The organism is Rhodanobacter sp. TND4EL1 (assembly GCF_054061035.1).
On sequence record NZ_JBSSDT010000002.1, the window covers coordinates 456,205 to 469,429 of the forward strand.

The following is a 13,225-nucleotide window of genomic DNA, read 5'->3' on the forward strand; positions in this document are numbered from 1 at the left end:
TTTGCGCCGTGGTACCCGTTGCGCGGGCGGGGCATGTCGTCACACGCGCGGCGGTTTGTCGTGCGGCCGGCCGTAGGGCGGACACTGTCCGCCGGCTTTTCATTCGCAGCGACCCTTCGGCAAGCGCGGCGGGCAGTGCCGCCCTACGTCGCATCGGTCAGGATGGCCATCACGTCGGATTCGGCTACGCCGCCGACGATCTCGGCTTGGCCGATGCCGCGCCACAGGATCAGCCGCAGGCTGCCGGCGGTGTTTTTCTTGTCCAGTCGCATCAGCGCCAGCAGTTGCCCGGGATCCATGCCGGGCGGAACAGACACCGGCAGGCCGAGATTTTCCAGCAGGCGCAACAGCCGGGTGCCGTCGGCTGGGTTGCTCATGCCCAGCCGCTCGGACAACCGCGCTGCCAGCAGCATGCCCACCGCCACGCCTTCGCCGTGCAGCAGGGTGGTGTAGTGGCCGGCGGTTTCCAGTGCGTGGCCGAAGGTGTGGCCGAGGTTGAGCAGGGCGCGCTCGCCCTGTTCGGTTTCATCGCGAGCGACCACGCCGGCCTTGTATTGCACTTTTCGCGCAATCGCTTCCGTGACGGTGGCGGCATCGCGTGTGGCGAGCGCGTCGGCGTGTTGTTCCAGCCAGGCGAAGAACGGCTCGTCGCCGATCGCCGCACCCTTGATCACCTCGGCCAGCCCGGCGCGGTATTCGCGATCGGGCAGGGTGGCCAGGGTATCGATGTCGGCGATCACCGCGCGTGGCTGGTGGAATGCTCCGGCGAGATTCTTGCCGACCGGCAGGTTGACGCCGGTCTTGCCGCCGACCGAGGAGTCGACCATCGCCAGCAGGGTGGTCGGCATCTGGATGAAGTCGATGCCGCGCATCCAGCAGGCGGCGCTGAAGCCGGCCAGGTCGCCGACCACGCCGCCGCCCAGTGCGATCACGCACGCGTCGCGGGTGGCTCCCAGCTGGCCCAGTGCCTCCAGCGCGCGGCCGACGTTGGCGAACGTCTTGTGGGCCTCGCCGTCGTCGAGCAGAAAGGACGACCAGTGCAGGCCGTCCAGCCCCGCTTCGATGCGCGGCAAATACAGCGGCGCCACCGTGGTGTTGCTGAGCACCAGCGCATGGCGGCCGCGCAGCATCGCCCGCCAGCGGGCATGCTCGCCGAGCAGGCCACTGCCGATCCAGACCGGATAGCTGCGTTCGCCGAGCGCGACGTTGATGTGCTGGATGGCGGGCGGGTTCATGTGCTGTGCCTGGATGATGCGGAAGGACGTTGCCAGTATTGATCGATCAGCGCGATGCAGCGTTCGCTGGCGCTGGCGACACTGCCGTGTTCGCCGGGTATGGCAAGATCGGCCAGGTCGCGATAGATCGGTTCGCGTATGCGGGCCATGGCTTCCAGACGTTCGCGCCGGTCGGGGCCGGCCAGCAGCGGGCGGCGATGGTCGCGTTCAAGTCGTTCAAGTTGTTGCGCGATGGTGGTTTGCAGCCAGACCACGCAGCCGCGCTCGCCAAGGTGTCGGCGGTTGCTCTCGGCCAGCACGGCGCCCGCGCCCGTGGCCAGCAACAGACCGTGGCGGCGAGTGATTTCTTCCAGCAGCAGGCTTTCGCGCTGACGGAAGCCCGGTTCGCCCTCGATCTCGAAAACCGTGCTCACATCCACGCCGCAGTGCTGCTCGATCTCCTGGTCGAGATCGATGAAGATCAACCCGTAATGCGCGGCCAGCCGGCGTCCGATCGAGGTCTTGCCGGCGCCAGTCGGACCGATGATGAAAAGGTTGTGCGACGGATTCATGGCTGAATGCTAGCAGGGCCCGGCGGGCTGATCCGGCCCGCTCGCTGCAATCAATTTGCGATACTCAACCCGAAGGCGGGGCCGGTCCCACGGGCTCTTGATCCATCCCAGCAGATTCAATCGGAGGGTGACGGTGAGCGAACGTATCCTGTTGGCCGGGTGCGGCGACCTCGGTGAACGCGTGGCAGCGCGTCTGCGCGCAAGTGGTGCCGAGGTCTGGGCGTTGCGGCGACATCCTCCGGCACGCAGCGCCGGGGGTATTCACTGGGTCAGCGGTGACCTGACGGATCCGTCCAGCCTGGGGGCATTGCCCGCAGGCATCACCGCCGTGGTCTATCTGCCTGCACCGGACGCGCGGGACAAGGCCAGTTACCGGGCGGTGTTCGTGGACGGGATGCGCCACTTGCTTGAAGCGCTGGATACCAGCCAGCTGCGGCGGTTGCTGTTCGTCTCCTCCAGCGCGGTCTATGGCGAACACGATGGCGACTGGGTGGATGAAGCCACGTCGCTTGATCCGCTGGGGTTCAATGGCGCGGTGTTGCGCGAGGCCGAGCAATGGCTGGCCGAACAGTCGCTGCAAACCGTCGTGTTGCGACTGGCCGGCCTGTACGGGCCAGGGCGGCTGGAGTGGGTCGAGCGGCTGCGTGCGGGCCAGCTGCGGGCGCCGCGCGAAGTGCCGCACTGGGCCAACCGGATTCATGTGGATGATGCGGCTGCCGCGATCGTGCACTTGCTGCACATTGAGACGCCGCAGGCGGTATACCTCGGCGTGGACGACACGCCGATGCCGCTGGATGAGTTGTATGACTTTCTGGCCGCGCTGATCGATGCGGCGCCGCCCGCGGAAGGGGTTGCGCCTGCCGGCGTCGGCAGCAAGCGGCTGAGCAACGCGCGGCTGCGCGCCAGTGGCTGGTCTCCGCAGTGGCCGGATTCGCGTGAAGGCTACGCCGAGCTGGTCGACCTTTGATTTTCGAGGAGCATGATCATGGCGAGAACGATTCCACATCATCAGGTCAGCACCAGCAACGAGATACCCGGTTGCCGCATCGTGCGTTCGTTCGGCATCGTGCGCGGCATCACCGTGCGCTCGCGCAGCGTGGTCGGCAATCTCGGAGCGACGCTGCAGACCATCGTCGGTGGCAACATTTCGATTTATACCGAGCTGTGCGAGAAGGCGCGCGAGGAAGCATTCGAGTTGATGCTGCAGCACGCCGCCATGATGGGCGCCAATGGCGTGGTGGCTATGCGTTACGACGCTAACGACGTGGCGCAGGGCGTGACCGAAGTGCTGGCGTACGGCACGGCGGTACTGGTCGAGGCGTCAACGTGAGGTGATTTTGCAGTGCGGCTTGTCGCCATCAATGAGGGCGGTCCAGACTGCAGCTTCGGGTCGGGGGAAGCGCAGCGTGCCGCTTGCACGAATTCAATGGAGATACGCCATGTCCGTAGCCAAGGTCCTCGAAATCAATGCTTCGTCCGCCAAGGGCGTGGAAGACGCCGTCCAGCACGGCCTGAAGAAAGCCGCCGAGACCGTGAAGAAGATCAAGGGCGCCTGGGTCAACGAGATCAAGGTCATCACCAGTGACGACGGTACGGTGACCGAGTGGCGCGTGAACATGAAGATCAATTTCGTCGTCGACTGATCAGGCGCAGAACGGGAAGCAGGCACTGGGGAACGGAATCAGATCAGGGATGGCGGCAGCGCGATGCTTTGCCGTCCCCGTTCCCCGTTCCCCGTCCCCGTCCCCGTCCGTCGCCCGAGTCACCCGTGACTCAGACCGGTGACATGGCGGTCATCGTCGTATTCCACACAGGTGTCCGACAGCGCCGGCAACGTGTTCAGGGCGTGTCGGCTCAGGCGTTCGAAGTGGGCGAGGAATCGCTCCATCGCCTGGGCGTCCATCGCCAGTGGCGCGTGGCGCGCCAACAGATCCAGTTCCTGCTCGCCACGCCAGCGCCGCACGATCTCCCAGCCCGGTGCCTGCAGCACGATCAACGCGTCGAACTTGCGCCAAAGCGGTTGATAGCCGCGCAGCTGCTTGTTCACCCAGTGGCGCCAGCTGCCATCGGGGTCCTCTTGACGTTCCAGTTCGTTGACCGGCTTGTTCAGCGCGGCCTGCAATTGCGGCCGGATTCCCAGCGCCCAGCCTTCCACGATGACCAGCTTCGGCGGATGGGTGATGCGTGGCCAGCGTGACGGCGGAAAGCGTGTGTCGCGTCCCTTGTCGAAGCGCGGGTGCAGCACCGGCAGTCGTTCGGACGCCTGGGGCAGCGCGGCCAGCACCGACATCAGCAATTCGATCTCGTGGGTGCCGGGGACGCCGCGCGTGCGCAACAGTGGGTGGACTTCCCGCGACAGCGCCTCACGCTCGCTGCGTGCGTAGTAGAAGTCGTCCAGCGACAGCACTTCCGTAGGCCAGCCACGGGCCTCGGCCTGGACCTTCATCACCCGCGCCAGTGTGCTCTTGCCGCTACCCTGCAGGCCCGAAAGACCCAGGATGTAAGGCCGGCGCGATCGCGCGATGCGCCCGGCATATTGGTCGAGCAAATGGCCAGCGAGGCCTTCGTTGTGCAGGTCGGCGTGAGACGTCATCCGCAAGATACCTTGGTTCCCGGAAGTGCTTCCGCCACGGGCAGGCGGTGATCGGGAAGTATCCCCCAAATGGGTGCGCCGCTGTTTCCGGCGCTCGAAGCCGGGAACGGGAACGCCGCCATCCGGGCCGGAAAGGTGTTGGGAGAGTTCAACATTGCACTATCATCGCTCAGGTTCATCTGCGCCATGATGGCGCGTGTCGGCCACGATGCAAAAGGAAAGTTTCAAACATCATGCTCAAACCCGAGATCCTGGACACCTTCCTGAGCTTGCTGGACGAGGCCAAGGCCAGCGGCGATCGTGAACCGACGGCAATGAATCTTTCCACCGTCGACGCCTCCGGCCGGGTCGCCTCGCGCATCGTGCTGCTCAAGGGGGCCGATGAACGCGGTTTCCGCTTCTATACCAACTACCAGAGCGACAAGGGCAATCAGCTGGAGGCGCATCCGCAGGTGGCGTTGTGCTTCCACTGGAAGCAGTTGCGCAACGGCGTGCAAGTACGCGTGGAAGGCGTGGCGCGCAAGCTGCTGGATGAGGAGTCCGATGCCTATTTCGCCAGTCGCCCGCGCGGCAGCCAGATCGGCGCCTGGGCTTCGCTGCAATCGCAGACCCTGCCCGATCGCGACACCTTTGAGCAGCGTGTGGCGCGTTACGAACAGCAGTTCGCGGGTGGCGACGTCAGCCGTCCGCCGCATTGGGGCGGCTTTGTCGTCGAGCCGGACACGCTGGAATTCTGGTACGGCGAAGAGTTCCGTCTGCATGAGCGGGTGCGCTGGGATCGTCACGGACAGACCTGGACCCACCGGTTGCTCTATCCGTGACTCGCGCGTTGCCCGCGCAGCATGTGGGGCAGGGCGGTTTCGTCGTGCACACCCGCGGGCGCGGCTTCAGCGATATCACCGCGCAGGTCGCCGATGCCCTGGCCGGCAGCCATGTCCAGATCGGCATCGCGAACGTGTTCACGGCACACAGCAGCTGTTCGCTGTTGCTCGGCGAGAACGCGGATCCCGCGGTGGGACGTGATCTGGAACGCTGGTTCGCCCGCGCCGTGCCCGACGGCGACCCGATCTTCGAGCACGATGAGGAAGGCCCCGACGACATGCCGGCGCATATCCGCTCGATCCTCACCGGCGTCAGCCTGGTGCTGCCGCTGCATGGCGGCAAACTGCTGCTGGGCACCTGGCAGGGCATTTATCTGTGGGAGCACCGGCTTGAACCTCACCAGCGCAAGGTGACTGTCACCGTGCTGGGTCATTGAGAAGATGGAACATCGCGTGCCCGATCACTATCCGCAGCGCATCGTCTGCCTGACCGAGGAACCCACCGAAGTGCTTTACGCGCTGGGTGAGGAGCATCGCATTGTCGGTATCTCCGGATTCACCGTGCGACCGCCACGGGCGCGCAAGGAAAAACCCAAGGTATCCGCGTTCACCAGCGCGAAGGTCGGCGAAATCCTGAAACTGGATCCGGACCTGGCGATTGGCTTCTCCGACATCCAGGCCGACATCGCGCGCGAGCTGATCAAGGTCGGCGTCGAGGTATGGATCAGCAATCACCGCAGTGTGGACGGCATCCTGGCCTACATCCGCCGGCTCGGTGCGATGGTCGGTGCGCATGAAAAGGCCGAGGCCTATGCGCGGCGCGCGGAGCGGCACATTGCCGACATCGCGGTGGCCGTGGCAAAGCTGCCGCGGCGACCGAAAGTGTATTTCGAGGAATGGGACGAGCCGATCATCACCGGCATCCGCTGGGTGGCCGAAATCATCGGCCTTGCCGGTGGCGACGACTGCTTTCCCGAGCTGGCGCGCGAACCCCTGGCCAAGCAACGCATCCTGCCGAATGGCGACGAAGTGGTGCGCCGTGCGCCGGACATCATTTTCGGCTCCTGGTGCGGCAAGCGTTTCCGCCCCGAGAAGGTGGCGGCGCGCCCCGGCTGGGACACCATTCCAGCCGTGCGCAATGGTGATCTCCACGAGATCAAGTCGCCCATCATCCTGCAGCCCGGTCCTGCCGCACTGTTTGACGGGCTGGACGAAATCCATCGGATCATTGCCGCCTGGGCGTTGCGCGACGGCGACAGCCACCCCTAAACAGCGGCCACCCGCCGATCGGGTCAGCCATCGTCATCTTCAGCCTGTGCGTTGCCCGCTGCCCGACACGGCGAAACGGCGCTGGACCATCACATGCCGATCGCCAGTCGGCCACCCAGATCGATCAGCGGCGCGGCAATCAGCAGGCGTGCCAGCAGCAGCCCAAGCATCACCACCATCGGCGCGAAGTCGATCTGGCCGACGATCATCTTGCCGCGCAGCGGACGCAGCAGGGGAGCCACCAGGGTGCCGGCGAGCTTCAACAGCGGTTGGCGCGGGTCGGCCGAGAACATGCTCAGCAGCGACCAGCCGAAGATCAGCACGATGTAGAACAACAGCGCGAAATCCAGCAGTTCGGCCAGCGCCAGCACCACCAGCCCCAGCGGATGCGCCATCACGCCCAGCAGGGCAATCAGCAGCACGCGCTTGAGCAGCATCGCCAGCCAGGCCAGCAGCAGCGCCGCCAGGTTGATCCGGCGCCAATTGGGTACCACCCGGCGGATCGGCCCCAGCACAGGGTTGGTGTAGCGATAGATGAACTGGCTGAGCGGGTTGTGAAAATCGGCGCGACAGGCCTCCGCCGCCACGCGCAACAGGAGCAGCGTGACGATGGCGTTGAAGGCCAGCTCGATCAGCATGGACAGGGCGTTCAGCAGGTAGCTCACGGAAGTTTGTCCAGTTCGTCGGCGAGCTCCGCGCCACGGCGGGTGGCTGCGTTCACGGCACGGGCCACCAGGCGCGGCAGCCCGTCGGCGGCAAAGCTTTCCAGTGCAGCCTGGGTGGTGCCGTTCGGCGAGGTGACGCGCTGGCGCAGCACGGCGGGGTCTTCGCCGCCTTCCACCAGCATGCGGCCGGCGCCGAGGCAGGTTTGCGCGGCAAGGGCGCGCGCCGTCTCACGCGACAGCCCCTGCGCCACGGCAGCGGTTTCCAGCGCTTCGACCAGCGCGAAGAAATAGGCCGGGCCGGAACCGGACAAGCCGGTGACGGTATCCATCAGCGCTTCATTCTCGATCCATCGGGTGATGCCCGCTGCGTCCAGGATGTGCTGCGCCTGCGCCTTCTGTGCCGGGCTGACCCGGCTGTTGGCGCACAGGCCTGTAGCGCCGGCGCCGATCAGCGAAGGCGTGTTGGGCATGCAGCGCACGATCGGCAGGCCTGCGCCGAACCAGCGTTCGAGCTGATCAAGCCGTACCCCGGCCGCAATCGAAATCAACAGCGGGCGATTGCGTTGCAGGGTGTCGCGCATCTCGGCGTGAATGGCCGGCATGATCTGCGGCTTGACCGCCAGCACGATGACTTCGGCTTCGGCCACGGCCAATCGGTTCTCGGCATAGCAGGCGATGCCGAAATCACGGCCAAGGGTTTGGCGGGCCTCGGCCAGCGGCTCTGCCACGCTGATCGTGGCGGGTGCCACGCCGGTCTTCAGCAGACCGCCAATCAGGCTGCGCGCCATGTTGCCGCCGCCGATGAAGGCAAGTCGTGTCATGCAGGGGCTCCTTGAGTTGTCGAAGTTGAGTTGCACGGACCGCTTACCTTACCGGAGCCAGCGCAGTCCTGACCGATTGGCGCACTTTTCGGTGGCTCCGCACGCGCCATGTTGACCGGCGGCGAGGATCGCGAAATTTCGACGGACTGCGCAAACCGGGTCGACACTTTGCCGAGCAGCGGCCGGAAAGACTGGCCGCACAGCCGGCTGCGCGAGTAGTATCGACCCGGCTGCAGGGGGTTGGGGTCGTTGGTTCGGGTGGTTGGGTGGCGCCATGCAACATGCGTTGCGGCGCACCACGCCTGTCAATGATCGATAGTCCCGATGTGGCACACGAATTGATGCCATCCAGACGATCGGTTTAGGGGAAACGACTTCATGGACATTGCCGAACTGCTTGCCTTCTCGGTAAAGAACAAGGCCTCGGACTTGCACTTGTCCGCCGGTCTGCCGCCGATGATCCGCGTTGATGGCGATGTTCGCCGCATCAACATTCCTGCGCTTGAGCACAAGCAGGTGCACTCGCTGATCTACGACATCATGTCGGACAAGCAGCGACGCGATTACGAGGAATTCTACGAGACCGACTTCTCGTTCGAGATTCCTGGCCTGGCCCGCTTCCGCGTCAACGCGTTCAATCAGAATCGTGGCGCCGGCGCGGTGTTCCGCACCATTCCGTCCGAAGTGCTTACCCTGGAAGATCTCGGCTGCCCGCGCATCTTCAAGGAGCTGATCGAACAGCCGCAGGGGTTGATTCTGGTCACCGGACCCACCGGCTCGGGCAAGTCGACCACCCTGGCGGCGATGGTCGACCACATCAACAAGAACGAATACGGTCACTTCCTCACGATCGAGGATCCCATCGAGTTCGTGCACACCTCGCAGAAGTGCCTGGTCAACCAGCGCGAAATCCACCGTGACACGCTCGGCTTCAACGAGGCCCTGCGTTCGGCGCTGCGCGAAGATCCGGATTACATCCTGGTGGGCGAGTTGCGCGACCTGGAAACCATCCGCCTGGCGCTGACCGCCGCGGAAACCGGTCACCTGGTGTTCGCCACCGTGCATACCAGTTCGGCGGCCAAGACCATCGATCGCATCATCGACGTGTTCCCAGCCGGCGAAAAGCCGATGGTGCGTTCGATGCTGTCCGAGTCGCTGCGTGCCGTCATTTCCCAGTCGCTGCTGAAGAAGGTCGGCGGTGGCCGCATCGCGGCGCACGAGATCATGGTCGGCATCCCGGCGATTCGCAACCTGATCCGCGAGGACAAGGTCGCGCAGATGTATTCCTCGATCCAGACCGGCCAGCAGTTCGGCATGCAGACGCTGGACCAGTGCATGCAGGATCTGGTCAAGCGAGGCTTGATCACCCGCCAGCAGGCTTCGTCCTATGCCAAGAACAAGGACAGCTTCAAATGAAGCCGGGGCTCGGGATTCGGGATTGGCCAAAGCCAAGGTTTGCGCCCGGATGCCGGTTTCGGTGGCCATTGCAGGTTTTCATCAATTGGGTCGGCAGCGCGTCGTCGCGCCGCCATGGATGAATTCCGAATCTCGAATCTCGAATCCTTGAGGTACCCGCCATGAGCGACTTTGATTTCACCTCCTTCCTGAAACTGATGGTGCACAAGAAGGCTTCCGACCTTTTCATCACGGCAGGCGTGGCGCCGTCGATGAAGGTGCAGGGCCGGATCGTGCCGATCACGCAGAGCCCGCTCAGCGTGCAGCAGGCGCGCGACATGGTGCTGAACGTGATGACGCCGGCCCAGCGCGAGGAGTTCGAGAAGACCCACGAATGCCAGTTCGCGATTTCCGCCCAAGGCGTCGGGCGGTTTCGTGTCTCGTGCTTCTACCAGCGCAATTGCGTTGGCATGGTGCTGCGCCGGATCGAGTCAAAGATCCCGACGATCGAGGAACTGACCCTGCCGCCGGTGCTGAAACAGCTGGCGATGACCAAGCGCGGCATCATCATTTTCGTCGGCGCCACCGGCTCGGGCAAATCCACCTCGCTGGCGGCGATGATCGGCTATCGCAACCAGAACTCGACGGGCCACATCATCACCATCGAGGACCCGATCGAATACGTGCACAAGCACGAAGGCTGCATCATCACCCAGCGCGAAGTGGGCATCGATACCGACTCCTGGGACAACGCGCTGAAGAACACGCTGCGCCAGGCGCCTGACGTGATCATGATCGGCGAGATTCGAACACGCGAAGGCATGGATCACGCCATCGCGTTTGCCGAAACAGGTCATCTGGTGTTGTGCACCCTGCATGCGAACAATGCGAACCAGGCGATGGACCGCATCCTGCACTTCTTCCCGGAAGACCGGCGGCAACAGTTGTTGATGGACCTGTCATTGAACCTGAAGGGCATCGTGGCGCAGATGCTGATTCCGACCCCCGACGGCAAGGCACGCCGGGTCGCCGTGGAAGTGCTGCTGGGTACGCCGCTGGTGCAGGATTACATCCGCCAGGGCGAGATCCACAAGCTGAAGGAAGTGATGAAGGAATCCACCCTGCTCGGCATGAAGACGTTCGACCAGAGTCTGGTGGAGCTCTATCACGCTGGCGAGATCAGTTACGAGGACGCACTGCGCTACGCCGACAGTTCGAACGAGGTGCGCCTGCGCATCAAGCTGGCCCAAGGCGGTGACGCGCATACCCTGTCACAGGGCCTGGATGGGGTGGAACTGGAGGAGACGAGCGATTCGAACAACCTCGGCGGGGCCAACTTCCTCAATCGCTGAGTTGTTTCGATACGAAAAGAAAGGCGCCCAGTGGGGCGCCTTTTTTTTTCTGGAGACGGCATCGGGCCGTCAAAGTGCACTTACTTCTCCGCCATGCCTACGGTAAGGCCGCTGGCGTCGACGCTCTTTACGCCCTTCACGCTCTTGGCGACGCGCTCGGCGGCGGTCTTTTCTGCCGCGCTGGAAACGGTGCCGCTCAGGGTCACGACGCCGTCGCTGGTCTCAACCGAAATGTCGGTGGCGGAGATGCCCTTGGTGGTGCCGAACTCGGACTTCACCTTGGTGGTGATCCACGCATCAGCAGCCTTGTCGGGGACGGTCTGGTTATCCGACGCCTTCTGCATGGAGGCGGCGCTGCCCTGTGCCATGACCTGACCGAAGGGGATGGCGGCAAGGCCAACCATCATGGCGGTGGCGCAAAGGCTGGTACGGATCTTGGAATGGCGCATGTCGGTCTCCGATAGTTTTGAAGAGCCTGCCTCGGCAGGCGGGACGCCGCTGCATCGGGCTTCCGTGGATTCATCTCACCAGCGATGGAGTGAAAGGCGCGTCGGCGTGGCCAAGACGGTTCAGCGCGCGATCATCGATGCGAAGAGCGGGTCACGGCGATGTTCGTGACCTGTTTTTGGCACCTCAACAAAAAAGCCGGGACGCGTGAGCGCCCCGGCTTTTGCGTCCGGCTTCCCGCGCCTACTTCAGCAGCGTCTGACTGGTGATCACCATGCCGTCGTTGTCGACATGCATTTCGGCATCGATGCTGTCGACCCGTTCAGCCTGGGCCTTCATCGCGGCGAATTGCGCCTTGGAGCGGGCCAGTTCATCCGTGGTGGAGGTGGCATCACCGTTGTCGTCGATCGACGGCTCGTCACTCTTGCCGATGGTGGCGGTCGCGGCGGCCAGGGAGTCAATCTTTTGTTCCATCAGCTGCAACCAGCTGACGTACATGGGACCGCTGATGTGCATGCGCACCATCTGGCCGGCGTCTCCGCCGGATTCCTTCAAGGTGTCGGCCAGGCGGCTGTCTTCACCAGCGCCCACACCCAATGCCAGCGCCTTTCCGCTCAACGCCACCCAGGCAGGCTGACCCAGCATGCTGATCATGTCCTTGGGCAACGCCTGCGGCTTGCCATCACGACCGGGCTTCAGCTGGGCGAGGGCGGGCACCATCATCTGGCCCATCGCCAGCAGGCCTTCCGGATTGCTGGTACCAAGCACCACGCGCCCGGTGAACGAGGGCATGGCAGAACCTGTACCGGGAGCCAGTGAATCCAAGGCAATGCGCAGACCAAGCATGTCGCCGAACGGCGGAATGGCCGCCTTCTGCATGGCCGGGCCGAGCTTGGCAAAGCTGTCGTTGAGATCCGCCAGCGAGGCACAGGTAAACGGCTTGTTGGCCACCGCATCGGCCTGGGCCATCCAGAACGTGCGCAGACTGGCGACAGGGAAGGCCATGCTCAGATCGAACGGCGCCGCACCGCCCTTGCCGAGTCCTGGCAACGCGACTTTCAACCCGGAAAACGCCTTGCTGATGTCGTCGGCCAGGGCGACATCGACACGCGCGTTCTGGTGTTTGGCATCGAGCTGCGTGTAACCGAAGGTGATGCGCGGAACGCGCGCCGCAATGCGGGCCGCGTCGGTGCTGCAACTGGGGGAAGTCTGCAACTGGGTGGCAACCGGTTCGCCGGTCTTGGCCGAAACCGCCTCGGCACGGGCCTTCTGCACGGCGTCGACCAGCGGGTCTTTGCCGCCGACGGCCAACGGCAGGGCGCGCGTCAGGTCCAGCTCGCCGACCAGCCACTTCTGATAGCCCTTGGCCTTGGCCAGCGTGGCGAGACGGCCATCGTCCTGCAGACTCTTCTGCGGGCGATCCATGCCGAAGGCCTGGCGCAGCAGGGCTGGCGATGCGTCAGCCGGAAGCAGCGCCACAATGGCCTGCTTGCCGATGGTGGCCAGCACCATTTGCGTGCCCGATTCGGGGAAGGCGAACTTGCGATAGGCCTGTTTGTCGATGTCAGTGGCAACGAGCTTCTTGCCGTAGGCCTTTTCCAGCCTGGCGACAAACGCGTCAAACGCGCCGACATCGCTGAGTTCGAAACGCGTCACCGGGGCGAGGCCCAGACCGTACAGGACGGAGTAGCCCTTGAGGTTCATGCCCGCACCCTGGGCGAAGCTCTCGATCGTCTTGCCGGTGAATTCGGCCCGCAACGCCCGCAACAGACGGGCGCCGTCGGGATCCTTGGCGGCGAGCTTGTCCGCGGCAGCGTCCAGTTGGGTCAGCTGGGACGGCAGTTGCGCATCGGCCTGGGTGAGCAGGGCGCTGCGGGTGCTGTCGTCCATGATGTCGAGATTGGCCACGACGTACGGCGTGTCCGCCGGTACGAAAGCCAGTGGTGCGTCCTTGTCCTTGTGCCCGCAGGCCGCCAGCATGACGCCGGCGAAACCCAGCGCGATGTATCGCGTCGTCGATCGCATGGTGATCCCCAGTGTGGTGAATGATGCGCCGCACATTATGCCCGCTTGTCC

Annotated in this window: 15 protein-coding genes; 8 read left to right on the top strand and 7 right to left on the bottom strand. The window is 64.4% G+C overall.

The features are described from left to right. Nucleotides 1–143: 143 nt before the first annotated feature. Nucleotides 144–1,235, bottom strand: coding sequence for a 3-dehydroquinate synthase (aroB, locus tag ACVWWQ_RS08660; protein WP_133948056.1), 1,092 nt, complete (start codon nucleotides 1,233–1,235; stop codon nucleotides 144–146). Then, nucleotides 1,232–1,786 (bottom strand): shikimate kinase, encoded by a 555-nt coding sequence (locus tag ACVWWQ_RS08665; protein ID WP_099652592.1) that lies wholly within the window; start codon nucleotides 1,784–1,786, stop codon nucleotides 1,232–1,234. The genes aroB and ACVWWQ_RS08665 overlap by 4 nt, the downstream gene beginning before the upstream one ends. Nucleotides 1,787–1,919: 133 nt before the next feature. Between ACVWWQ_RS08665 and ACVWWQ_RS08670 the strand changes: the two genes are divergently transcribed. The 3 genes from ACVWWQ_RS08670 to ACVWWQ_RS08680 all read left to right on the top strand — a co-directional run bounded on the left by ACVWWQ_RS08670 (nucleotide 1,920) and on the right by ACVWWQ_RS08680 (nucleotide 3,429). After that, entirely contained in the window at nucleotides 1,920–2,753 is an 834-nt protein-coding gene (locus ACVWWQ_RS08670) for an SDR family oxidoreductase (RefSeq protein ID WP_133948054.1), read from the top strand. An 18-nt stretch (nucleotides 2,754–2,771) separates the two neighbouring features. Continuing rightward, nucleotides 2,772–3,116: a YbjQ family protein gene (locus ACVWWQ_RS08675; protein ID WP_099653327.1), complete on the top strand. Its 345-nt coding sequence runs from the start codon at nucleotides 2,772–2,774 to the stop codon at nucleotides 3,114–3,116. Nucleotides 3,117–3,225: 109 nt separating this feature from the next. After that, nucleotides 3,226–3,429 carry a dodecin domain-containing protein gene (locus ACVWWQ_RS08680; RefSeq protein WP_099652591.1) on the top strand — a complete coding sequence of 68 codons (204 nt, stop codon included), beginning with the start codon at nucleotides 3,226–3,228 and terminating at the stop codon, nucleotides 3,427–3,429. A 119-nt stretch (nucleotides 3,430–3,548) separates the two neighbouring features. Here ACVWWQ_RS08680 and ACVWWQ_RS08685 read toward each other — a convergent pair whose 3' ends face one another. Next, nucleotides 3,549–4,379, bottom strand: coding sequence for a kinase (locus ACVWWQ_RS08685; protein WP_099652590.1), 831 nt, complete (start codon nucleotides 4,377–4,379; stop codon nucleotides 3,549–3,551). Nucleotides 4,380–4,612: 233 nt separating this feature from the next. Here ACVWWQ_RS08685 and pdxH point away from each other — a divergent pair, with 233 nt between their 5' ends. The 3 genes from pdxH to ACVWWQ_RS08700 are packed head-to-tail and all read left to right on the top strand — an operon-like array spanning nucleotide 4,613 to nucleotide 6,469. Next, the gene (gene pdxH, locus ACVWWQ_RS08690) at nucleotides 4,613–5,200 is read left to right on the top strand and encodes a pyridoxamine 5'-phosphate oxidase (RefSeq protein WP_099652589.1); all 588 of its coding nucleotides are present in this window, start codon (nucleotides 4,613–4,615) and stop codon (nucleotides 5,198–5,200) included. After that, nucleotides 5,197–5,637, top strand: a complete 441-nt coding sequence (locus ACVWWQ_RS08695; protein WP_133948052.1) for a secondary thiamine-phosphate synthase enzyme YjbQ — start codon at nucleotides 5,197–5,199, stop codon at nucleotides 5,635–5,637. The genes pdxH and ACVWWQ_RS08695 overlap by 4 nt, the downstream gene beginning before the upstream one ends. Nucleotides 5,638–5,641: 4 nt before the next feature. Beyond that, nucleotides 5,642–6,469, top strand: a complete 828-nt coding sequence (locus ACVWWQ_RS08700; protein WP_099652587.1) for a cobalamin-binding protein — start codon at nucleotides 5,642–5,644, stop codon at nucleotides 6,467–6,469. Nucleotides 6,470–6,558: 89 nt separating this feature from the next. Here the strand turns inward: ACVWWQ_RS08700 and ACVWWQ_RS08705 are convergent, their stop codons facing one another. Next, nucleotides 6,559–7,134, bottom strand: a complete 576-nt coding sequence (locus ACVWWQ_RS08705; RefSeq protein WP_099652586.1) for a YggT family protein — start codon at nucleotides 7,132–7,134, stop codon at nucleotides 6,559–6,561. After that, on the bottom strand, nucleotides 7,131–7,955 hold the full coding sequence (proC, locus tag ACVWWQ_RS08710) for a pyrroline-5-carboxylate reductase (RefSeq protein WP_133948050.1): 825 nt from the start codon (nucleotides 7,953–7,955) through the stop codon (nucleotides 7,131–7,133). The genes ACVWWQ_RS08705 and proC overlap by 4 nt, the downstream gene beginning before the upstream one ends. 378 nt (nucleotides 7,956–8,333) lie before the next feature. Between proC and ACVWWQ_RS08715 the strand changes: the two genes are divergently transcribed. Continuing rightward, complete coding sequence (locus tag ACVWWQ_RS08715) at nucleotides 8,334–9,371, top strand: type IV pilus twitching motility protein PilT (protein ID WP_099652584.1); 1,038 nt, start codon at nucleotides 8,334–8,336, stop codon at nucleotides 9,369–9,371. A gap of 161 nt (nucleotides 9,372–9,532) precedes the next feature. After that, the gene (locus ACVWWQ_RS08720) at nucleotides 9,533–10,702 is read left to right on the top strand and encodes a PilT/PilU family type 4a pilus ATPase (RefSeq protein WP_099652583.1); all 1,170 of its coding nucleotides are present in this window, start codon (nucleotides 9,533–9,535) and stop codon (nucleotides 10,700–10,702) included. Nucleotides 10,703–10,782: 80 nt separating this feature from the next. Here ACVWWQ_RS08720 and ACVWWQ_RS08725 read toward each other — a convergent pair whose 3' ends face one another. Next, the gene (locus tag ACVWWQ_RS08725) at nucleotides 10,783–11,151 is read right to left on the bottom strand and encodes a BON domain-containing protein (RefSeq protein WP_099652582.1); all 369 of its coding nucleotides are present in this window, start codon (nucleotides 11,149–11,151) and stop codon (nucleotides 10,783–10,785) included. Between the two features lie 241 nt (nucleotides 11,152–11,392). Beyond that, nucleotides 11,393–13,174, bottom strand: coding sequence for a hypothetical protein (locus ACVWWQ_RS08730; protein ID WP_457383360.1), 1,782 nt, complete (start codon nucleotides 13,172–13,174; stop codon nucleotides 11,393–11,395). Nucleotides 13,175–13,225 lie beyond the last annotated feature (51 nt).

Excerpts from the sequence above, each read along its gene's own strand:
- aroB (WP_133948056.1), bottom strand. The coding sequence starts at position 1,235 with ATGAACCCGCCCGCCATCCAGCACATCAACGTCGCGCTCGGCGAACGC.
- ACVWWQ_RS08665 (WP_099652592.1), bottom strand. The coding sequence starts at position 1,786 with ATGAATCCGTCGCACAACCTTTTCATCATCGGTCCGACTGGCGCCGGC.
- ACVWWQ_RS08675 (WP_099653327.1), top strand. The coding sequence starts at position 2,772 with ATGGCGAGAACGATTCCACATCATCAGGTCAGCACCAGCAACGAGATA.
- ACVWWQ_RS08680 (WP_099652591.1), top strand. The coding sequence starts at position 3,226 with ATGTCCGTAGCCAAGGTCCTCGAAATCAATGCTTCGTCCGCCAAGGGC.
- ACVWWQ_RS08685 (WP_099652590.1), bottom strand. The coding sequence starts at position 4,379 with ATGACGTCTCACGCCGACCTGCACAACGAAGGCCTCGCTGGCCATTTG.
- pdxH (WP_099652589.1), top strand. The coding sequence starts at position 4,613 with ATGCTCAAACCCGAGATCCTGGACACCTTCCTGAGCTTGCTGGACGAG.
- ACVWWQ_RS08700 (WP_099652587.1), top strand. The coding sequence starts at position 5,642 with ATGGAACATCGCGTGCCCGATCACTATCCGCAGCGCATCGTCTGCCTG.
- proC (WP_133948050.1), bottom strand. The coding sequence starts at position 7,955 with ATGACACGACTTGCCTTCATCGGCGGCGGCAACATGGCGCGCAGCCTG.
- ACVWWQ_RS08715 (WP_099652584.1), top strand. The coding sequence starts at position 8,334 with ATGGACATTGCCGAACTGCTTGCCTTCTCGGTAAAGAACAAGGCCTCG.
- ACVWWQ_RS08720 (WP_099652583.1), top strand. The coding sequence starts at position 9,533 with ATGAGCGACTTTGATTTCACCTCCTTCCTGAAACTGATGGTGCACAAG.
- ACVWWQ_RS08725 (WP_099652582.1), bottom strand. The coding sequence starts at position 11,151 with ATGCGCCATTCCAAGATCCGTACCAGCCTTTGCGCCACCGCCATGATG.
- ACVWWQ_RS08730 (WP_457383360.1), bottom strand. The coding sequence starts at position 13,174 with ATGCGATCGACGACGCGATACATCGCGCTGGGTTTCGCCGGCGTCATG.